Below are 20,316 nucleotides of genomic sequence, written 5' to 3'. Positions count from 1 at the left end.
GGATATATTCAACCGGGAGGCTTTCATGACTTTCTTCAAGTCGCTCTTCAGCGCGACCGCTATTACGGCAACCTTTATCGCAGCATCCGCGTCTGCCCAGACCTATCCCGAGCGTTCGATCACCATGGTGGTCCCGTTCGCAGCAGGCGGCCCGACGGATACCGTCGCGCGTCTCGTTGCCGAGTCAATGTCCAAGGATCTGGGTCAGCAGGTGCTGGTCGAAAATGTCGGCGGTGCTGGCGGAACCCTGGGTGCGGGTCGTGTCGCCAGTGCGGAGCCGGACGGTTACACCGTGCTCTTGCACCACATCGGAATGGCGACCAGTGCAACTCTCTACCGCAAGCTCGCCTATGATCCGCTCAATGCTTTCGACTACGTCGGACTTGTCACCGAAGTTCCGATGACCATCGTCGCGCGTAAGGACTTCGAGCCTGCCGATCTCAAGGGACTGGTCGAATACGTTAAGGCCAACAAGGATCAGGTCACGGTTGCGAATGCCGGCATCGGCGCTGCCTCGCACCTGTGCGGCATGCTGTTCATGAGCCAGATCGAGACCTCTCTCGTCACCGTGCCGTACAAGGGTACCGGACCTGCCATGACCGACCTGCTCGGCGGCCAGGTGGACATCATGTGTGACCAGACCACCAACACGACGAAGCAGATCCAGGGTGGCACAATCAAGGCCTATGCGGTCACCTCGCCGGAACGTCTGTCGGTCCTGCCCGATGTCCCAACAGCAGCCGAAGGCGGTCTCAATGACTTCCAGGTCGGTATCTGGCACGGCGTCTATACCCCGAAGGGCACTCCGCCGGAGGCGATCGAAAAGCTAACCGCGTCGTTGCAAAAAGCGCTCAAGGACGAGAATGTCGTGGCACGCTTCGCCGAGCTCGGGACCGCTCCGTCGCCAGAGGCAGATGTCACACCTGAGGCTCTGAAGGCCAAGCTCGAAGGTGAGATCGCCCGCTGGAAGCCTGTCATCGAGGCAGCTGGTCAGTACGCCGACTGATCGAGAAAAGCTTCAGGCGGACCCGGTTTCGTGATCGGGTCCGCGCCTTTTGGCGTCGGTCGGGATTCCTCTGGCCGTCCGCGTGTTTTGTCGGGGGACATTATGAAATCCTTACGCTTCGACACGGCAAACCTCCTGTGTGGTCTGCTGTTCATCGGGTTTGGCCTCTTCTTCGCCATTCAATCCTTGTCGTTGGAACTCGGAACCGCGTTCCGTATGGGGCCGGGTTACTTTCCGCTGGTACTTGCAGGCGTCCTGACCCTGCTCGGCATCGTTATTCTTGTTCAGTCCGTGAAGGTCACGGGCGAGGTCATCGGCGCTATCGCTTGGCGTGGCATGTTGTTCATTCTGCCAGCGCCGATCGTGTTTGGCCTGCTCGTGCGCGGGGCCGGATTCGTACCCGCACTGTTCGTTGCCGCCTTCATCGCAAGCTTCGCTTCCGAGCGACTGCGCGTACCAGCCGCACTTGCGCTTGCTACGGGCATCACGCTTTTCTCGGTCCTCGTGTTCAGCTACGGCCTCGGCCTGCCCTTCGAACGCTTCGGCCCTTGGTTCCGCTTCTGAGGACGCACAGCCATGGACTTCATCAGTAATCTGGCCCTCGGCTTTTCGACGGCCGGCTCCATCGAGAACCTCTTCTTCTGCCTCATCGGGGTCATCCTGGGCACCTTGATCGGTGTTCTTCCCGGTATCGGTGCGACTGCGACGATCGCCATGCTGCTGCCGATCACTTTCCAGCTGGAGCCCGTCTCCTCGCTCATCATGCTGGCCGGCATCTACTACGGCGCGCAATATGGCGGTTCGACCACCGCGATCCTGATCAACATGCCAGGTGAGTCATCGTCTGCGGTCACCGCGATCGATGGCTACCAGATGGCTCGCAAGGGCAGGGCAGGAGCAGCACTTGCCATCGCCGCAATCGGCTCGTTCTTTGCTGGCACTGTCTCCACTTTTCTGGTCGCGATCTTCGCACCGCCGCTGACTGCCATCGCGCTGGAGTTCGGCGCCGCCGAATACTTCTCTTTGATGATTGTCGGTCTCGTCTCGTCAATCGCGCTCGCACATGGTTCGATCATCAAGGCGCTGGCCATGGTCGCACTGGGCCTCCTGCTCGGTCTCGTCGGCACGGACATCTATTCCGGCACGCCTCGCTTCACGATGGGCATCACGGAATATGCGGATGGCCTCAATTTTGTCGCTGTCGCGGTCGGCGTCTTCGGCATCGCCGAAATTCTCCGAAACCTGGAAAGTGATCGCAATCGGACTGTCCTGATGACCAAGGTCAGCGGGCTCATGCCCACACGCGAGGATTTCAGGCGTCTGGTTGGGCCGGTGCTGCGCGGTACGGGTATCGGCTCAGCCCTCGGAATCCTGCCGGGTGGCGGCGCTATCCTCGCCTCCTTCGCCTCATACACCGTCGAAAAACGCATGGCGAAAAACCCGCAGGAGTTTGGTCACGGTGCGATTGAAGGTGTAGCAGGTCCCGAGTCAGCCAATAATGCGGGTGCGCAGACCTCGTTCATTCCTCTGCTGACCCTCGGTATTCCGGCCAATCCTGTCATGGCGCTGATGGTGGGTGCGATGATCATCCAGGGTATTGTGCCCGGCCCAAATGTCGCCACTGAACAGCCGGCGTTGTTTTGGGGCATCATCGCCTCGATGTGGATCGGCAACCTGATGCTGCTGGTCTTGAACCTGCCGTTGATCGGGCTTTGGGTTAAGCTTCTGACCATCCCGTATTACGTCCTCTTCCCGATCATCATGGCCTTCTGCTCGATCGGGGTCTACAGCGTCAACGGCAATATCTACGACCTCTATGCCGTCGCTTTCTTCGGACTCATTGGCTACGCGCTGGTCAAGCTTCGTTGCGAGCCGGCCCCTTTGCTACTCGGGTTCGTTCTTGGTCCGCTGCTTGAAGAGAATCTGCGCCGCGCCATGATCCTGTCGCGGGGCGATCCGACGACCTTCATAACGCGTCCGATCAGTGCAACGCTGCTCTTGATCGCGCTGGCAGTGCTCATCGTCGTCTTCCTCCCGAGCGTGAAGAAGAAGCGCGAAGAAGTCTTCCAAGAAGAAGACTGAGTTCTGTCGCCTGATGCACTGAAAGGCTGGCGCGTCGCCAGCCTTTCAGTCGTCAGCGCGCACCGGGTGCAAAAAGCGATGTCCAGTTGCGGATGAATTCCTCGCGGGTTGCGCGATCCTGAGCGGCGAGAAGGGCGGGACCGACACGTATCGGGCGACCGATGCCGGATTCGATGAGCGACATGGGGCCGTCGACGCCGGGAGGCAGTGGGGCATCTTCCGAGAAGTAAAAGGCTTCCTCCTGCGCCACCTTCTGTCCGCGGGGCGAGAGCAGATAATCCAGGAAACGCTGCGCCAGGGCCGGATTGGGCGCGAGATCCGGAATGAGGGCGCCGCGCGACAGGATCAGCGCGTAGTCGCGCGGGATGACAACCCGCAGGTCCGGATTGCGCTGGGCGGCTGCGTAGGCATAGGACCCGAGCACGTTGTAGGCGATCAGCAGCCGGCCGCTGGCAATCTGACCCAGCACCTCGCTGTTGCAGCAGCGGGTCACGACATCCGCGCGGCTGAAGCTTTCCAGAAGACGGCCGTAAGTCGTTGGTGCCTGTAGAGCATCGTGGAAAGCGAGGAGATAACCGATGCCCGAGGCGCGCACGTCATAGGTGCCGATGCGGTTGCGGTAGACGTCCGGCTTGGACCTCAGCAGTTCGGCAATTTCCACATGCGAGCGCGGCACGTCTTCCGGCGGCACGCGCTCGCCGTCATAGACGATCACGGCGGGTTCGAAGGTGAAGCCGAAGACCTCGTCTCGCCAGTTGGCCCAGTCGGCCACGCGCTCGGTCTCGGGCGATCGATATTCCTGCGCACAGCCGTCATTCGCCAGCTTGACGAGTTGGTCGACCGAGGAGGAGAGCAGCAGATCGCCATAAGCGAGCTGGTTTGCGCAGGCGTCTTCCGCTTCCTTGAAGAGGTCGTTGGTGACGTAGTCGTTGAACTCTACGGTCACGTCAGGTGCAAGACGCTGGAAGTCGACAATGAGCGGCCTCATCGCTTCGACATCGGTCGCGCCACGGATGACCAGGCGCGCGCGTTCGGGCGCCGATGCCGGGAATACCGTCTGCTCTCCCTCGAGGGCGAAAGCGGGCAGAGCGGTGGTCGCGAGAAGGCTCGCTGCGAGAAGAAGCAGTGACTTCAGATTACGACGAGCGCTCATGCACCCTCCCTCTGCATGAGCGGCAGTTCGAGCACCACGGTGAAGCCGCGCTCTTCGGTTTTCTCACGGAAGGAGAGGGCGCCCCGAAGCGCGCCCGCCACTTCGGATGCGATCGCAAAGCCCAGGCCAGAGCTGCCTTCGCCCGATTTGGATGAGACAAAGCGCTGGGTGACATGCGACCAATCCGAAGGCGGAATGCCCGGACCATCGTCCTCGACCTCCACCAGACCAAAATTCCCCCGCCGCACAACCCGGACTTCGAGTTTCGAAAGTGTGCCGTGCCGCAGGGAATTGTCGATGATGTTGACGATCGCCTCCCGTAGGCTGAGGCCGTCGCCCAGAATGGTGAGCGTCTCGTCGGGGGCTTCGAAGGAGACGACGGTATCCGGGTCGATGGTGATCGGCACTGCCGCTCTGAAGGCCTTGCGAGCGACATCGGTCAGATCGAGCGGAAACAGCTGAACGGATTCGAAGCGATGGATGACCATGGCGTGGTTCAGCAGCTGCGTCGTGAAGCGCGCGAGTTCGTTCGTCCGGTCGCGGACGCGGTTCAAGTGACGGCGGTCGGGCTCGGAGAGAGCTTTCTCGTCGATCAGGCTGACTTGTGCCGACAGGGCTGTTAGCGGTGTCCGGAGCTGATGAGCGCTGTCTGCGATGAAACGCTGCAGCACCTTCAACCGTTCGTCGAGGCGACGCATGAAGTGATTGATCGAGTCGACGAAAGGCACCAGTTCGCGCGGCACTTCCACCGCAATCGGCGTCAGATCCTGGGAGTCCCGTCGCCGCAGCGTGTCGCCGAGAGCATCGAGCGGGCGCAGCGAATAACGAACGGCAAGAACGGTGCCTGCCAGCGCAAGCAGGCTCATGATCGCCACGAGGATCAGAGCGCGGGTGGTCAGTTCGGTCGTCAGGGCCTGGCGGGCCTCCGTCGTCTGAGCGATCAACACATGCGCCCAGCCGCCGATGCTCGGATCGGAGATGGCGCGACTGGCCTGGACGAGACGCACGGGCTGGTTCCGATAGCGGCTCGTCTCGAACTTCGGCGCGTTCAGTGCCGTGTCTCTCGGGGTCTGCGCGCCCAGATCCTCGTAGCCGGTCAAGGTGCTGCCATCCGGGGCGATGACCCGGTAGAAAATCCGATCGCGCGAGGCGAGGCCCAGCAGCTCGAACGCGCTGGGTGGCAGGTTCACGGCGATCCTGCCGTCGTCGACGACGAGAGATTCGAGGATCTGGATCGCTGCACCCTGCAGCAGGCGGTCATAGGCCTGATCGGCTGCCGCGCGGGCGTAAAACCAGGCGGCAGTCATCAGAATGGCAGCTCCGCCAGCCAGAACGAAAGCCACGCGCAGAACGAGCCGGGAGAAAAGGGACGGCTTAGTCCTCTGCATCGGACACCAGCTGATACCCTGTTCCGCGTACTGTCACGATCCGGGCTTTTGCACCTTCGAGCTTCTTGCGGAGCCGGCCGACATAGAGCTCGATCGCATTCGGTCCGGCCGCCTCGTCGAAGCCGAACATCTGGTCGAGAAGCTGCTCCTTGCTGAAGATGCGTCCCGGACGGCTTGCTAGGATCTCCAGCAGGGTCATCTCGCGACGCTTCAACTGCACCTCGCGCTTGCCGACCCTGACAGAGCGCTGGGAGCGGTCGAGCAGCACGTCACCGCAGACGATGATGTTCGTGGCTTCGCCACCGCTGCTCCGGCGCATAAGCACACGGGCGCGGGCCTCGAGTTCGCGAAAATCGAAGGGTTTGACGAGGTAATCGTCGGCACCGAGATCGAGAGCGCCGACACGGTCATCGATCTCCGATCGCGCGGTCAGCACCAGTACCGGCACCGGGTTCTTGTTCTGCCGCAGGCGCTTCAGGATCGAGAAGCCATCGAGGCCCGGCAGCATGACGTCGAGGATGACGAGATCATACTCCGTGAAGTCGAGGATATCGGAAGCCGCACGGCCATCCGTCTGCCAGTCGACCGTATGGCCGATGGTCTCAAAGCGGCGGCTGATCGCCTCGCCCACATCGAGCGTGTCTTCCACCAGAAGGATGCGCATGGAAAAACGGTGGCATGTCTCGGGTCCGCGATCAAGCGACCGGCTGCAGGCTGCTGCGACTGTTAACGGGTTTGACAGGATCGTGACAGGATTGAGGCCTATCAATGTCGGCACCGGCATAGGGAGAGAGCTTAAGCCGGTACTGGGGAGGATCCCATCGCGATCGCCACAAGGAACACGCGGACACAGGTCCTGCGTGAGCGCTCTTGTCATGGCTTGCGCTGGGATTGTCCGAGAAACGCTCAGACATTCGGGAGAGAATGATGATCCGCAACACGATGAAATTTCTGGCCGGCGCGGCCCTGATCGGCCTTGCTGCCGCCACCGCTGCCGTCGCCGAACCGACGAAGCCGGAATGCCTGGCCGGTGCCAAGCCGGGCGGCGGCTTCGACCTGACCTGCCGACTGGCTGCCAATGCCTTGCTTGAAACCAAGCAGATCAGCCAGCCGATGGCCGTCACCTACATGGAAGGCGGTGTTGGCGCCGTGGCCTATAACCACGTCATCTCGAAGCGTGCCAGCGATCCGAACCTGATCACGGCTGCCTCGTCCGGCTCGGCTCTGCTGCTCGCCCAAGGCAAGTTCGGCCAGTACGATGAAAGCGCCGTCCGTTGGCTGGGTGCACTCGGCGCCGACTTCGGCGTCATCGTCGTCAATGCCGACTCGCCCTACAAGACGATGGCTGATCTGGTCGCTGCCTACAAAGCCGACCCGACCACCTTTGCGATCGCCGGCGGCGGAGCCGTGGGTTCGCAGGACTGGATGAAGGGCTCGCTGATCGCCAAGGCTGCAGAACAGGATCCGAAGTCCATGCGTTACGTCGCGCTGGAAGGCGGCGGCGCCGTTCTGACCGCTCTCGAAGGTGGCCATGTGCAGGTCGGTTCCGGCGACGCTGCCGAAATGGGCAAGCATCACCTCGCCGGCAAGGTTCGCATTCTCGCCGTCATGTCGCCCGAGCGCCTGCCGGGTGAACTGAAGGACATCCCGACCGCCAAGGAACAGGGTTATGACATCGAGTGGCCCGTCTGGCGCGGCTACTATGTCGGCAAGGATGTTTCCGACGCGGATTACGACTGGTGGGTCAAGGCCTTCGACGCCATGAGCAAGACGCCTGAATTCGCCAAGGAGCGCGACGCTCGCGGCCTGTTCGAATTCACCATGCTCGGCAAGGACTTCGATGATCGCGTCAAGAGCGATGTGGCGAAGTTCAAGGTCATGGCGAAGGAAGCCGGCTTCTGATCCCGCTTGCGATGCGGCCGTGTCCGGCCGCATCGCCCTCTCCGCGCCGAGTGGCTGCGGAACAGCAAAATCAACACATGCCGCGGCTTTTGGCTGAAGGCATCACGTCCTTGGATGATCCGGCGCTTGCCAGCGACCGCAGCTCCGTGTGCGAGGAAAACTAATGTCGGAAAACACGAGAACCCACCAGTTGATCGGCGGTATCAGCGCGCTGGTCCTGTTCCTGCTCGCCGTCGCCTATGGCATCGGCGGCAGCATGATCGAATATGCCTTTTCGTCCGATCCGCTCGGACCGCGCTTCGTGCCGGTGATGCTCGCCATACTGCTTGGCCTGTTCACCCTGATCTATCTGAAGTTTCCGGGAACCGCCGAAGGCTTTCCCACCGGTAATGCACTGGTGCGCGTGCTTGCCGTTCCCGTCACGCTCATCGTCTGCGTGGCCCTGATGGAGCCGCTCGGCTTTGCCATCTCGATCTTCCTGTTGACCACGGTCGTCGGATGGATCTTCGGCGCATCGCCCAAGCTCTCGCTGGTCGGCGGCGTCGTGCATGCGGCCATCTGGTGGTTCATCTTCTCCTTCTTGCTCGAGGTCTACCTCCCGACCGGCGCCATTTTCGGCTGACCGTCGGCAAGACCTGAAAGGACAATTCCATGAGTTTCGAATATCTGTGGCATGGCTTCGGCGTTGCCCTCACGGGCCAGAACCTGCTGATAGGGTTCATCGGTTGCTTCATCGGCACGCTTGTCGGCGCACTTCCGGCCATCGGTCCGATCAACGGCATCGCACTGCTGATGCCGATCGCCTATTCCATGGGCCTGCCGGCTGAAAGCACGATGATCCTGCTCGCTTCGGTGTATCTCGGCGCAGAATATGGTGGCCGCATCTCGTCAATCCTGCTCAACGTGCCGGGCGATGCCGGTGCCGTCATGACGGCGATGGATGGCTATCCGATGGCCCGTCAGGGCCGCGCCGGTGAGGCGCTTGCGCTCTCGGGCATCGCCTCTTTCGTTGGTGGTACGCTCGGTGTCATTGGCCTTGCCTTCTTCGCGCCGGTTCTTTCGGGCCTCGCGATCGGCTTTGGTCCTGCCGAATATTTCGTGCTGATGGTCTTTGCCTTCGCGACCCTCGGTTCCATGGTCGGTTCGCAGCCGGTCAAGACGCTGATCGGCTGCACGCTTGGCCTGATGCTGGCAACCGTCGGTCTCGATGCGACCTCGGGCGCTTATCGTTTCACCTTCAACGAGCCTGAGCTTGGCGACGGCATCGAATTCGTCACGCTGGTCATTGGCCTGTTCTCGATCTCTGAGGCCATGCTGATCCTCGAGCATCAGACCAAGGGCTCCACCGTGATCCGCGAGCTCGGTCGCATGACCGCGCGGATGTCGGATGTGGTAAAGTGCACGGGCACCATGCTGCGCGGTTCAGTCATCGGCTTCGTCGTCGGCATTCTGCCGGGGACTGGCGCCTCGGTGTCGAGTGCCGTCTCCTACACAACCGAAAAGCGGATCTCCGACACGGAAGGCACGTTCGGCAAGGGCGATGTTCGCGGTCTCGCAGCGCCTGAATCCGCCAACAACGCGACGGCCGCTGGCGCCTTCGTTCCGATGCTGACGCTCGGTGTTCCGGGTTCGGGCACCACCGCCGTCATGATGGGCGCGCTGATGCTCTACAACATCCAGCCCGGTCCGATGCTGCTCGCCGAACGCCCGGAAATCGTCGGCGGTCTTGTGGCCTCGCTCTTCGTCGGCAACTTCATCCTGCTGGCGCTCAACCTGCCGCTCGTGAACATCTTCGCCCGCGTGCTCACCATGCCGAACTGGATCCTCGTGCCCGGCATCCTGGTGCTCTCGGTCATCGGCGTCTATTCCACCCATGCCTCGATCTTCGCGATCTACCTGATGCTGGCGATCGGCATCGCCGGATGGCTCCTGCGCAAGGCCGGTTTCGACATGGCGCCGATCATTCTCGGCTTCGTGCTCGGCAAGGTGATGGAAGTGAACCTACGCAATGCGCTGGCCATCAGCGGTGGCGACATTGCCATCCTGTTCCAGAGCAAGATCTCGCTGGTCCTTTGGACGCTCGCTGTCGCCGTCGCGGTTCTGCCGATGCTGCTTGGCTGGCGTGCGAAGCGCCGTCGTGCCCTGGCCGCCGCGGAATCGGCAGCCCAATAAAAAAAACGATGCCGGCAACCTCTGCCGGCCTTCTCCTGATCCTCCCCGGACGCGCCGCGCTCTGCTCTGCAGACGCGGCGTTTTCCGTTCGGAAGCCGCAATTCAGAGCTTCCGGTTAACTCGACGATAAACCGAGGCCTCTAAAGTTCGCCGCAACAGGGAACGGAGAGGGCGTCTTGGCAGAGGAACAGAAGGAAAGCTTCATCCGGGCTGGTTACGACCAGAACTCGTTTCGTTATCTGATGAAGCGCATCTTCTGGCGCCTGATTGCGCCCTTGCCGGACAAGCCCTACGTCCAGCTGAAATTCTGGAGCATCAAGGGGGAGTGGCCGGATGTCGATCACCCCAAGACGTTTTCGGAGAAGGTGCAGTATCGCAAGATCCATGACCGCAATCCGCTTTACGGCACGCTCGTCGACAAGCTGGCGGTGAAGGACTACGTCGCTGAGAAGGTCGGGGCAGCCCATGTGATCCCGACCTATTGGGCCGGCACGAACCTATCCGAGGTCGACTGGTCGAAGATCCCGCTGCCGGCTGTGATCAAGCCGAACCATGCGAGCGGCCTCGGGGAATTCCTCTATACGGCAGAGGACGTCCAACGGCTCAAGCAGAACGATCCCTGCGCCGAATGGCTTGCGATCGATCACGCCCGCTACAACAGAGAATGGGCTTACTCGCAGGTCGACCGGAAGGTCGTCATCGAGCAGATGCTGAGCAAGGACGGCGGAATCCCCTGGGATTATCGCTGCTTCGTCTTCAACGGCCGACTGTCGCATATCATCATCGACACCCGCACGGACGACCAGGGCTATTCCGCTACCTACTCCCGGGCATGGGAGCGTCTGCCGTTCTACGATCCGGACTATTACCCGCCTTATCCGGAGGAAATTCCGCGGCCTGAGCAGCTGGACCTGATGGTGTCCTTGTCGGAAACGATCGGTCGCGATCTCGATTTCGTCCGCGTCGATCTCTTCGATACGGGGGACAATCTTTATGTCGGAGAGCTCACACTTTATCCCGGCGGCGGTTTTGAAGCTTTCGAGCCGCCGGAATATGATCGCCTCATCGGCGACAAGTGGCAGGTCGGCAAGAGCGCCGGCTGATATCAGGCCGGCTGCAATCCAGCTTGTGCATGCATGGCGGCCATGGCCTCTGTCGGCGGCGCCTGCATGGCTTCAATCAGCGATGCCATGATCGCCGTTCGCAACGCATAGGTGTTGGCGGTGGTTTTCTTGTGGTCCAGTCTCTGGGCGGCGACCACCAGATTGGCCCCTTGCTGCATTACAATCTGCTGAGCCCTGATCATTGCCCAGGTCTCGATATCGATCTGTTCCTGCATGTCCGCATCCCCAGCTAAGTCATTTAGCCCGCGAGGCTTTCTCGAATCGCCTCTCTCTCAACAATATTCGATTATCCAGATTCGTTAAACAAGGTAACCAAAAAAGGCCATGAATTGATCTGTTGCCCGGTTGCCAAATTCAAAACCACCCGCGTAGCAGCCTTCAGGCTTCCTTAAGATGGTTGTGGTGTATTACCGCTTTCATCCCAGGAGGAAGTATGACCTGCCAAGGTTGCACGAACGGAGCTGCCTTTGGCTCCAGCTTCACGATGGCTTTCCAACCCATCATGGATACCCGTCGTGGTGCGGTCTTCGCCCATGAAGCACTCGTCCGCGGTTCCGATGGGAGTGGTGCGGGATCTGTTCTGTCTCTCGTTGATCCGAACAACCGCTATGCCTTCGATCAGCAGTGTCGGGTGCGCGCGATCGAGCTTGCCGCACAGCTCTTCCCACGGGACGAGATGCCTCATCTGTCGATCAATTTTATGCCGAATGCGGTCTATGAACCGCGGGCCTGTATCCGGCAGACGCTGGAAACGGCCAGACGCACGGATTTCCCGCTCGACCGGATCATCTTTGAATTCACCGAAGTCGAGAAGCTCGATACCGCGCATCTGCTCAACATCCTGAAGAGCTATCGCGAAATCGGTTTCAAGACGGCGATCGACGATTTCGGCGCCGGTTATTCCGGCCTCAACCTTTTGACGCGGTTCCAGCCCGATATCGTCAAGCTGGACATGGATCTGATCCGGGGCATCGATACCGACAGGGTCAAGCAGATCGTGGTGAGCCGCACGCTGGACATGCTGCGCGATCTTGGCGTCACGGCCGTCTGTGAAGGTGTCGAGACGGCGGGCGAACTCGAGGTTCTCAGAGATCTCGGTGTGGATCTGCTCCAGGGCTACTTCATCGCCCGCCCGACCTTCGAGGGACTGAGCCCCATCTCGCTTGCGGCTTGATCTCAGGCCGAGAGATGAAGAAAGGGCCGCCTGCAAGACGGCCCTTTCGCTTGGACGTTGAGGCTTAGGCCTTAGAAGTCCATGCCTCCGGCCGGCATGGCGGGCGCGGCTTCCTTCTTCGGCTTTTCGGCGATCATGGCTTCGGTGGTGATCAGGAGACCTGCTACGGAGGCGGCATCCTGCAGCGCTGTGCGCACCACCTTGGCAGGGTCGATGACGCCCTGAGCGAAGAGGTCGCCATATTCGCCGGTCTGGGCATTCCAGCCATAGGCGAATTCAGACGTCTCACGCAGCTTCCCGACGATGATCGAGCCTTCGGCACCGGCGTTCTCGGCAATCTGACGCACGGGGGCTTCGATGGCGCGGCGGATGATGTCGATGCCGACGCGCTGGTCGTCATTCGGGGCCTTCAGGTTCTCGAGCGCCTTGACCGAGCGGAGCAGGGCGACGCCACCACCGGGCAGGATGCCTTCCTCGACGGCGGCACGGGTCGCATGCAGGGCGTCGTCTACGCGGTCCTTCTTTTCCTTCACCTCGACTTCGGTCGAGCCGCCGACGCGGATGACGGCGACGCCACCGGCGAGCTTGGCCAGACGCTCCTGCAGCTTCTCACGGTCGTAATCGGAGGAGGTTTCCTCGATCTGCGCCTTGATCTGGGCCACGCGGCCGTCGATCTCGGCCTTGGAGCCCGCGCCGTTGATGATGGTGGTGTTTTCCTTCTCGATCGACACCTTCTTCGAACGGCCCAGCATATTGAGGGTGACGTTCTCAAGCTTGATGCCGAGGTCTTCGGATATGACGGTACCGCCGGTGAGGATGGCGATGTCTTCGAGCATGGCCTTGCGGCGGTCGCCGAAGCCCGGAGCCTTGACGGCTGCAACCTTCAGGCCACCGCGCAGCTTGTTGACGACGAGGGTCGCGAGCGCTTCGCCTTCGACGTCTTCGGCGATGATGACGAGCGGCTTGCCGGACTGGACGACGGCTTCGAGAACGGGAAGCAGAGCCTGCAGGTTCGACAGCTTCTTCTCGTGGATCAGGATATAGGGATCGTCGAGTTCGACGCGCATCTTCTCCTGATTGGTGACGAAGTAGGGCGAGAGGTAGCCGCGGTCGAATTGCATGCCCTCGACCACTTCAAGTTCGGTCTCGGCGGTCTTTGCTTCCTCGACGGTGATCACGCCGTCATTGCCGACCTTTTCCATGGCTTCTGCCAGGTAGCGGCCGATCTCGGTGTCGCCATTGGCGGAGATGGTGCCGACCTGAGCGATCTCGGCATTGTTGGAGATCTTGCGGGCATTCGCCTTCAGCTCGGCGACCACGGCTTCGACCGCGAGGTCGACGCCGCGCTTGAGGTCCATGGGGTTGAGGCCGGAGGCGACGGCCTTGGCGCCTTCCTTGACGATGGCCTGGGCGAGCACGGTTGCGGTGGTGGTGCCGTCGCCGGCGAGATCATTGGTCTTGGATGCCACTTCGCGTAGCATCTGCGCGCCCATGTTCTCGAACTTGTCCTCAAGCTCGATTTCCTTGGCGACCGAGACGCCATCCTTGGTGATGCGGGGCGCGCCGAAGGACTTGTCGATGACGACGTTGCGGCCCTTGGGACCAAGGGTCACCTTCACGGCATTGGCGAGGATGTCGACGCCACGCAGCATCTTCTCGCGGGCATCGGTGTGGAATTTCACTTCTTTTGCAGCCATTGTTCACTCCTCAAAGGCAAATGATGACTGATGGTCTCAAGCGGCTTTCTTCTCGGCGGCCTGGGCTTCGATGATGCCCATGACGTCGGCTTCCTTCATGATCAGCAGCTCTTCGCCGTCGATCTTGATCTCGGTGCCGGACCATTTGCCGAAGAGCACGCGGTCGCCGACCTTGACGTCGAGCGCGACGATCTGGCCCTGCTCGTTGCGAGCGCCGGAGCCGACGGCGAGGACTTCGCCTTCCTGCGGCTTTTCCTTGGCAGTGTCGGGAATGATGATGCCGCCCTTGGTCTTCTCCTCGGACGAAACGCGGCGGACGACGATGCGGTCGTGCAGCGGACGGAACTTCATGTTTTCCTCCTGGACAAACAAAATGGAACGTCCCCAAAGGCCGGACCGGATAGGGTCCGGACGGGTCGCCGGACCCTTGAGAGGCATCCGGCGCGCGATGATCTGGTTTTTCCGATTTTTTGTTTCAAGAGCGAGTGACGAAAAAAATCAGCACTCTCGTCGCGTTGCTGCTAACAGCATGATTTATAATCACAATTTTTGCGACCCTCTTGCCATTTCACGTGGTTTTGTCAAACTTTTTATCGTCAATGACCAAGAGGGAAACGCATGACATCCAGCAAAGACTTCACCCTCCAGATGGAGGGATATGGCCTCACCACCGCACACATCCTCTATCGGCTGCCCGACTTTCGCTCCGTGCTGCAGACCTTCCTCTGGCAGGATTACGATCTGGCGCCTGATTTTCCACAGATGACGAAGTTTCTCGATTTCTGGCGGGCCAATCTCGATGGCGATCTGCATTCAGTGCGCTTCAGTCACAAGCGGCTGATCGGTCCCAACGAATGGCGGAAACTCGACGGGGAATTCAACCTCCATTGAGTCCCTCGCATCCTCGGGGGCGGCGGAACAAGGCGCGCCGGCAGACGTTGGATCTGGTCGCCACCGCCACCCTCCCAAGGATGCCAGAATGCCCTTTCCCGTTTCGACCTACCGTTTGCAGTTTCGCAACGGCATGGATTTCGACCGCGCCATCGGTCTCGTCCCCTATCTGAAGCGCCTCGGCATCACCCATCTCTATGCGTCTCCGGTCTTTGCTGCAACCGAAGGCTCGACCCACGGTTACGACGTGACCGATGCAAACCTCATCGACCCGGTGCTCGGCGGTCGCGAAGGGCTAGAGCGGCTTTCAGAGGTCGTGAAAGCGGAAGGTCTGGGGCTCATCCTCGACATCGTGCCCAACCACATGGCAGCGAGCCTTGAGAACCCCTGGTGGCGCAGCGTCATCGAATGGGGTGAGGCCAGCCGCTATGGCCACTATTTCGACATCGACTGGAGCCAACGCCTCACCCTGCCGTTTCTCGGAAAGCCATTCGAGCAGGCGGTGGCGGATGGTGAGATTTCACTCACCCTGGACCGCGAGCACGGGTCTCTGGCCTTCGCCTATTTCGACAGCCTCTATCCCCTGACGCCGTCCACCTATGCCGCAGCTTTGGACGGCTGCTCGCATCCATTGGCCGCGCGCCTCGCCGAACTCGGGCACCAGGCCGATCCGGCGGAGGACGCAGAATTTCACCGCGCCGTTTCGGCTCTGTGTGAGGAAGGCCAGAGCGATGGTCTGCTTGAAGAGCTCAAGGCCAAAGCGGCGGACCGGGCGTTTCTGGTCCGTCTCCACGACCTGCAGCCATGGCGCCTGATGTTCTGGACGGAGGCCGCCAAGGGGCTGAGCTACCGTCGCTTCTTCGAGATTGCCGGCCTTGTCGGTCTGCGCGTTGAAGCAGACGATGTGTTCGAGGACGCGCATCGCACAATCCTCGAGATGGTGCGTGCCGGCCAGGTGGATGGACTCCGGATCGATCACGTCGACGGCCTTGCCGATCCCGGTCGCTACCTGCAGCGGCTGCGAAGCGCTGTCGGTGAAGACATTCCCATCTATGTCGAGAAAATCCTGGCGCCCGGAGAACACCTCCCCGAGGACTGGCCGGTGCAGGGCTCGACGGGTTACGAGTTCATCGCAGCCCAGGTGCCCGTGCTGCTCGATCAGACGGGTTTTCAGGCGATGCGCGAGGCCTATTCGCAGATTGCCGGTCCGCAGCAGGCTGTCTCCGAAAAGATGCGCGAAGCGGAGCTGCGGATGATCCGGATCAATTTCGCCGGCGAGGTCAAGGCGCTGGTGGGGCAGGCTTCGGAGCTTTCCGGAAAGCCGGAGGATGGGGTTCGCAAGGCTCTGGAGGAACTGCTCGTCGCCTTCCCGCGATACCGCACCTATGGCGCAGAGCAGGGGATGCCGGAATCCGATCAAGCCCTTCTTGAAGAGGTGCTGGCGCTCGCCAAGACGCGACTTGATGGCGACACTCCCGCCGTGGCCGAGGAGATCGTCAGGCTCCTCAAAGGCGAGAGCGTTGCGCCGGAGCGTCAGGCTGCCGTCGCCGTTTTTCGTCGCCGGTTCCAGCAGCTCACCGGCCCGCTGATGGCAAAGTCGCTCGAGGACACGCTGTTCTTCCGCCATGTCGAGTTTCTGGCCCTCAACGAAGTTGGCGGCGAGCTTGAGCCCGAAGAGGGAGGGCTGCAGCATTTCCATACCGAGATGCAGCGCAGGGCTCAGCGGCAGCCGCTGGGGCTATCGGCTTCGTCCACCCATGACACCAAGCGGGGCGAGGATGCCCGGGCGCGCCTCTTTGCCCTTGCCGAAGATGCGCCACGCTTCGCCCGCCTCATCGACGCCTGGCGGGAGAGACATGCGGATGTCATCGAGATCGACGGGAAACCGGCACCGGAACCTGAAGTCGAGTGGATGATCTTTCAGGCGCTGATCGGCCATTGGCCTGTCGATCTCGATGCGGGCAATCTGGAAGGCCTCTCGGATTTCGCCGATCGTGTCGCCGCTTTCGTCGAGAAATCCCTGCGCGAAGCAAAGCTCCGGACCGACTGGAACGGCATCAACGCCGACTATGAACAAGCCGCGACCGATTATGTTCGTCGCCTGCTCATCGACAATCACGACTTCGTCGAGGCCTTCGTTCGGGAGATCCAACCGCTGATCTGGGCTGGCCTGGTCAACAGCCTGACGCAGACGGTCATCAAGCTGTCGGCGCCGGGCATCCCCGATATCTATCAGGGAAGCGAAAGGCTCGATCTGAGCTTCGTCGATCCCGACAACCGCCGCCCCCCGCCCTTCGATACGCTGGCCGAATTCGATCCCACGGCACCCCTGTCCTTCACCGACGAGCGGGCGCTGGCGGAAGGCTGGCTGAAACAGGCGGTCGTGGCGCGTGGCCTTGCCTTGCGAAACCGACACCCGGACCTGTTCCTCGACGGCCAGTATCTGCCCCTGACGGTATCGGGGTCACGTCGGTCCCAGGCGGTCGCCTTTGCACGCGAGAAGGACGGTCTTGCTGCCATCACCGTGGCCTGCCGCCTGCCCATCGCCATGCTGAGAGAGGGCGAAGGCCAGAGCTCGGCCGCGTTTTGGGGCGACACGCAGGTCGAATTGCCAACGACGCTCGCCCGCATGTCCTTCAGGGATGCTTTGACCGGACGGGAGATTCGCTCTGCAGACGGTCTTCTCCTTCGTGACTTCATGGACGGCCAGACGGTCGCGCTTCTCGTGTCAGAGGTGAAATGAGGTCGGCTGATCCGCAATGAGGTCCAGAACCTCGCGGGTTCGCAGCGTCGTCAGTTGGGCTGAAAAACGGGCGTTGAGCAGGGCAAGTGAGGCGTCATGCGCCTTGTCGACGCCGGAGCAGACGGCATCCGTCACCAGGATGACGTGGTATCCAAGGTCGATGGCGCCCAGCGCCGTCGCCATGACACAGACGTCGGTCTCGCCGCCGGTCAGAACAAGGGTCTCGACCTGTTCTCGCCTCAGTGTCTCATGCAGGGCGCTGCCCAGCCATGGGGAATAGACCGGTTTGTCAAGAATGCGGGCGGGCGGCACCATGGCTGCAATTTCGGGGGCGAGTTCCAGCATCTCGGGCGGCAGGTGCTGACCGGTCATCATCCACCAGCGCCGATAGTAGTCCCGCCACGCGCCCGGTGCCTGTTCGGGATCTGTGGGAGGAATGAAGCGGGTGAAGATGGTGCGGGCGCGTGCGGCTTCGGCGATGGCGGCGATATCGGGCAGCGCCTTTGTCATCCATGGGACGCACCAGGGGGTGTCGGCCACGAACATGCGCTGAACATCGACACAGACATGGCGCCATTGGCCAAGTCTCATGACACTCCTCCCTTCGCCGCCGCTCAGGCGACGGCGGATCTCGCACGTGGCAAAAAGCTCACGCGTTTTTGCGGGTTGAGGCACTGGCGCATGCCGGCTTCGTCGGCGGCTGCGATGAAGGCGCTGCGGGCGAGTTCCGCTGCACGCGCGCCGCGCAATGCGTTCCTGCAAAGACGCAAGGCACGCTCATAGGCGGGGCCGCGGCGGGTCGGCCACTCGGCATCTAGAAAATCCAGCGCATCATACGCATTGAGAAAGCGCCGCGTGAGCCCACAGGGCAGTTCCAGTTCGACGGGCACGTTCCAGGTGAAATCGGCTTCAGTCATGCCTTCCTCCGTTTGGCCGCCCTCAACTCGGAGGGCGGTGGGGAAGTTCCCGAAGGCCGATCAAATAAAACTGTTATGATATTGATTTTTCTGTTGCAGCCTGCGTTTCCGCCTCGCGCTGCGCGAGCCAGGCAGTGGTTTCGTCACCTGCGATCTTGGCGGCCTCGACCACATCTCGGCCTTGTAACAGCCCATGCAGCAGGCTGCCGCTGAAGGTGTCGCCGGCACCGATTGTATCCCGGACAGTCACGATGCGGTCGAGGCTGACGGTGTGCTCCACACTGCCATCGAAGACGGTGATCGCGGCCGGACCGTCCGTCATGACGAGGTGTCTGAGGCGCGACCCGGCGAGGGTGGAGGCCCTGCTCCAGATGTCGGCAAGTGCCATGCCCGCCAGATCGGCCTTCGAGCCGATCATCACATCCGCTGGCCTCGGTTCCGCTTCCCGAAGCGGAAACTGCGAGAGCACAAGGGGCGACTGGTGCAAGGAGGCGAGTATCGCCTCCGGCAGCTTCGGCGCATTGACGTAAAAGGCGTCTGCTTCGACCGGCTGGTCGAGGTGAAAGCTGCGAGACAGGCGTCGCTCGCTGGAGAGAATGGTGCGCTCGCCGGTCGGGTCGAGCAGGATGTCGGCAAAGTCCGTCTCGCCCTCGCGCTGCGTGATCAGTGTCGTATCGAAGCCGGCCGCTTGAAGCGCGGTCAGTGCCTCTCTGCCGTGGCCGTCCGTCATCAGATTGGACAGGAGCGCCACGTCGTGTCCGAGCTCGAGCAGGCGGCGGGCGGTGAAGTATCCACCGCCGCCGAGCCGGGTTTCGCGGGAAGACCAGGCGATACGCCCACCGGCGCGCAGGGGCTCGGTCAGGCGCCAGATGCGATCATGGTTGATGTGGCCGACGACGATGACCCGCTTCCTCTCTGTCATGCTCATTCGGAAGCGTCCTTCGGTGCGGGGCGGCTGGTTTCGCGCAAAATGAGCTCGACCGGCCAGAGTTCCTGAATGTCAGCAGCCTCTCGACCGGCCAGCATCTGCAGCAGCAGATCGGCGATGCGCGTGCCGGCCGCTCGGATCGAGGAGCGGGTTGTCGAGAGCGGTGGCACCATGTTCTCGGCTGTGAGATAAGGGAATACGTCGTCATGAGCGATTACGGAAATGTCCTTGCCTATCACCAGGTTCCTCGCGCGGGCGGCTCGATAGATCCCGAGTGCCGTCATCATCGATCCGGCAACGAAGGCGGTGGGGCGTGGGCGCTGTTCCAGCGCCGAACGGGCATAGCGGAAGCCGATCTCGTCGGTGAAATTATCATGGGTCACGAGTTTCGGGTCGAAGTCGATACCGCGCACGGCAAGCGCCGCCCTGTAGCCTGCCAGACGATGCATGGTGAAGGTCAGGCCCTCGCGTCCGTTGAGCAAGGCTATCCGGCGATGGCCAAGGTCTAGCAGGTGTTCCGTGCTGCGGCGGATGGCCCCCTCGTTGTCAATGTCGAGCCAGGCATGCGGTACATCGGTTGCCGATCGGCCGTGCACGATAAAGGGCAGCTTCAACTGGTGCAGCAGGGCGATGCGGGGGTCTTTCGGGCGCGGCGAATGAATGACGACCGCATCGACGCGGCGGCTCTCCGCCAGGCGCCGGTAGAGCTGCAGTTCATCGCCGGTGTGGTGTTCCGCCATCGGCGTGATCAATATGTCTATATCCTCTCCGCTCAGGCGGTCGGCCATGCCGCTCATGAACTCGGAGAACTGGTAGTCGCCGGCCTTGGTCATGACGACGCCGATTGCGCCGGCTCGACCTGTTGCGAGACGCACCGCATTGATATTGGGTCGGTAGCCGAGGCGGGCAGCTTCTTCCATAACCCGGGCGCGTGTTGCCTCGTTTACCTCCGGATAGCCACTTAGGGCCCGACTTACCGTCGTTGGCGACAGTCCGATCTCTCTTGCGAATTCCTTGAGCTTCATTCGAGCCTGTCTTTCCCCGCCGGTAGAGGGTCTCTCCTCCCTGACAACGCTTATCCCATGCTGTGGCAGGCACTTGCAAGATTTGCACTTCACCTCTTTAAAGCGATTACGGAA

The 20,316-nt window shown here is 61.5% G+C and carries 20 protein-coding genes; 10 read left to right on the top strand and 10 right to left on the bottom strand.

Annotated elements, in window-relative coordinates:
* Window positions 1-25: 25 nt before the first annotated feature.
* From M1E12_RS14420 to M1E12_RS14410, 3 genes are all read left to right on the top strand, one after another.
* Window positions 26-1,006 carry a tripartite tricarboxylate transporter substrate-binding protein gene (locus tag M1E12_RS14420; protein WP_136537955.1) on the top strand — a complete coding sequence of 327 codons (981 nt, stop codon included), beginning with the start codon at window positions 26-28 and terminating at the stop codon, window positions 1,004-1,006.
* A gap of 102 nt (window positions 1,007-1,108) precedes the next feature.
* Entirely contained in the window at window positions 1,109-1,570 is a 462-nt protein-coding gene (locus M1E12_RS14415; RefSeq protein WP_113461854.1) for a tripartite tricarboxylate transporter TctB family protein, read from the top strand.
* Between the two features lie 12 nt (window positions 1,571-1,582).
* Window positions 1,583-3,088 (top strand): tripartite tricarboxylate transporter permease, encoded by a 1,506-nt coding sequence (locus tag M1E12_RS14410; RefSeq protein ID WP_113461853.1) that lies wholly within the window; start codon window positions 1,583-1,585, stop codon window positions 3,086-3,088.
* A 52-nt stretch (window positions 3,089-3,140) separates the two neighbouring features.
* Here the strand turns inward: M1E12_RS14410 and M1E12_RS14405 are convergent, their stop codons facing one another.
* The 3 genes from M1E12_RS14405 to M1E12_RS14395 are packed head-to-tail and all read right to left on the bottom strand — an operon-like array spanning window position 3,141 to window position 6,293.
* Window positions 3,141-4,241, bottom strand: a complete 1,101-nt coding sequence (locus M1E12_RS14405; protein ID WP_479562273.1) for an ABC transporter substrate-binding protein — start codon at window positions 4,239-4,241, stop codon at window positions 3,141-3,143.
* Window positions 4,238-5,629: a sensor histidine kinase gene (locus tag M1E12_RS14400; RefSeq protein WP_479562272.1), complete on the bottom strand. Its 1,392-nt coding sequence runs from the start codon at window positions 5,627-5,629 to the stop codon at window positions 4,238-4,240. Before M1E12_RS14400 ends, M1E12_RS14405 begins: the two co-directional genes overlap by 4 nt.
* A complete protein-coding gene (locus M1E12_RS14395; protein WP_113461850.1) occupies window positions 5,616-6,293 on the bottom strand; it encodes a response regulator transcription factor in 678 nt (225 codons plus the stop codon). Before M1E12_RS14395 ends, M1E12_RS14400 begins: the two co-directional genes overlap by 14 nt.
* A 260-nt stretch (window positions 6,294-6,553) precedes the next feature.
* On the opposite strand from M1E12_RS14395, the gene M1E12_RS14390 reads away from it, so the two are divergent.
* The 4 genes from M1E12_RS14390 to M1E12_RS14375 all read left to right on the top strand — a co-directional run bounded on the left by M1E12_RS14390 (window position 6,554) and on the right by M1E12_RS14375 (window position 10,806).
* Entirely contained in the window at window positions 6,554-7,531 is a 978-nt protein-coding gene (locus tag M1E12_RS14390; protein ID WP_167494848.1) for a tripartite tricarboxylate transporter substrate-binding protein, read from the top strand.
* Window positions 7,532-7,694: 163 nt separating this feature from the next.
* Window positions 7,695-8,153 carry a tripartite tricarboxylate transporter TctB family protein gene (locus M1E12_RS14385; protein WP_479562271.1) on the top strand — a complete coding sequence of 153 codons (459 nt, stop codon included), beginning with the start codon at window positions 7,695-7,697 and terminating at the stop codon, window positions 8,151-8,153.
* A gap of 29 nt (window positions 8,154-8,182) precedes the next feature.
* Window positions 8,183-9,703: a tripartite tricarboxylate transporter permease gene (locus M1E12_RS14380; protein WP_136537959.1), complete on the top strand. Its 1,521-nt coding sequence runs from the start codon at window positions 8,183-8,185 to the stop codon at window positions 9,701-9,703.
* A 176-nt stretch (window positions 9,704-9,879) separates the two neighbouring features.
* Window positions 9,880-10,806 carry an ATP-grasp fold amidoligase family protein gene (locus M1E12_RS14375; protein ID WP_479562270.1) on the top strand — a complete coding sequence of 309 codons (927 nt, stop codon included), beginning with the start codon at window positions 9,880-9,882 and terminating at the stop codon, window positions 10,804-10,806.
* Between the two features lie 2 nt (window positions 10,807-10,808).
* Here M1E12_RS14375 and M1E12_RS14370 read toward each other — a convergent pair whose 3' ends face one another.
* A complete protein-coding gene (locus M1E12_RS14370) occupies window positions 10,809-11,042 on the bottom strand; it encodes a hypothetical protein (RefSeq protein ID WP_136537960.1) in 234 nt (77 codons plus the stop codon).
* A gap of 218 nt (window positions 11,043-11,260) precedes the next feature.
* Between M1E12_RS14370 and M1E12_RS14365 the strand changes: the two genes are divergently transcribed.
* The gene (locus tag M1E12_RS14365) at window positions 11,261-12,001 is read left to right on the top strand and encodes an EAL domain-containing protein (RefSeq protein WP_479562269.1); all 741 of its coding nucleotides are present in this window, start codon (window positions 11,261-11,263) and stop codon (window positions 11,999-12,001) included.
* A 71-nt stretch (window positions 12,002-12,072) separates the two neighbouring features.
* On the opposite strand, the gene groL is transcribed toward M1E12_RS14365, so the two are convergent.
* Both groL and groES read right to left on the bottom strand, forming a co-directional pair.
* Window positions 12,073-13,698 carry a chaperonin GroEL gene (gene groL, locus M1E12_RS14360; RefSeq protein ID WP_136537962.1) on the bottom strand — a complete coding sequence of 542 codons (1,626 nt, stop codon included), beginning with the start codon at window positions 13,696-13,698 and terminating at the stop codon, window positions 12,073-12,075.
* A 36-nt stretch (window positions 13,699-13,734) separates the two neighbouring features.
* Window positions 13,735-14,049 carry a co-chaperone GroES gene (gene groES, locus M1E12_RS14355; RefSeq protein ID WP_136537963.1) on the bottom strand — a complete coding sequence of 105 codons (315 nt, stop codon included), beginning with the start codon at window positions 14,047-14,049 and terminating at the stop codon, window positions 13,735-13,737.
* Window positions 14,050-14,316: 267 nt separating this feature from the next.
* Here groES and M1E12_RS14350 point away from each other — a divergent pair, with 267 nt between their 5' ends.
* On the top strand, window positions 14,317-14,589 hold the full coding sequence (locus M1E12_RS14350; protein ID WP_136537964.1) for an usg protein: 273 nt from the start codon (window positions 14,317-14,319) through the stop codon (window positions 14,587-14,589).
* Between the two features lie 88 nt (window positions 14,590-14,677).
* Complete coding sequence (treY, locus tag M1E12_RS14345) at window positions 14,678-17,332, top strand: malto-oligosyltrehalose synthase (protein ID WP_479562268.1); 2,655 nt, start codon at window positions 14,678-14,680, stop codon at window positions 17,330-17,332.
* Here treY and M1E12_RS14340 read toward each other — a convergent pair.
* The 4 genes from M1E12_RS14340 to M1E12_RS14325 all read right to left on the bottom strand — a co-directional run bounded on the left by M1E12_RS14340 (window position 17,318) and on the right by M1E12_RS14325 (window position 20,202).
* Window positions 17,318-17,923 carry a cysteine hydrolase family protein gene (locus M1E12_RS14340; protein ID WP_479562267.1) on the bottom strand — a complete coding sequence of 202 codons (606 nt, stop codon included), beginning with the start codon at window positions 17,921-17,923 and terminating at the stop codon, window positions 17,318-17,320. The two genes, treY and M1E12_RS14340, sit on opposite strands and share 15 nt — an antisense overlap.
* A 23-nt stretch (window positions 17,924-17,946) precedes the next feature.
* Window positions 17,947-18,249, bottom strand: coding sequence for a DUF982 domain-containing protein (locus M1E12_RS14335; RefSeq protein ID WP_113461842.1), 303 nt, complete (start codon window positions 18,247-18,249; stop codon window positions 17,947-17,949).
* A gap of 73 nt (window positions 18,250-18,322) precedes the next feature.
* Entirely contained in the window at window positions 18,323-19,177 is an 855-nt protein-coding gene (locus M1E12_RS14330; RefSeq protein ID WP_479562266.1) for a PfkB family carbohydrate kinase, read from the bottom strand.
* Window positions 19,174-20,202 (bottom strand): substrate-binding domain-containing protein, encoded by a 1,029-nt coding sequence (locus M1E12_RS14325; protein ID WP_479562265.1) that lies wholly within the window; start codon window positions 20,200-20,202, stop codon window positions 19,174-19,176. Before M1E12_RS14325 ends, M1E12_RS14330 begins: the two co-directional genes overlap by 4 nt.
* Window positions 20,203-20,316: the final 114 nt, after the last annotated feature.

The organism is Rhizobium sp. K33 (assembly GCF_056501445.1).
This window is presented reverse-complemented; position numbering and strand designations above follow the sequence as displayed.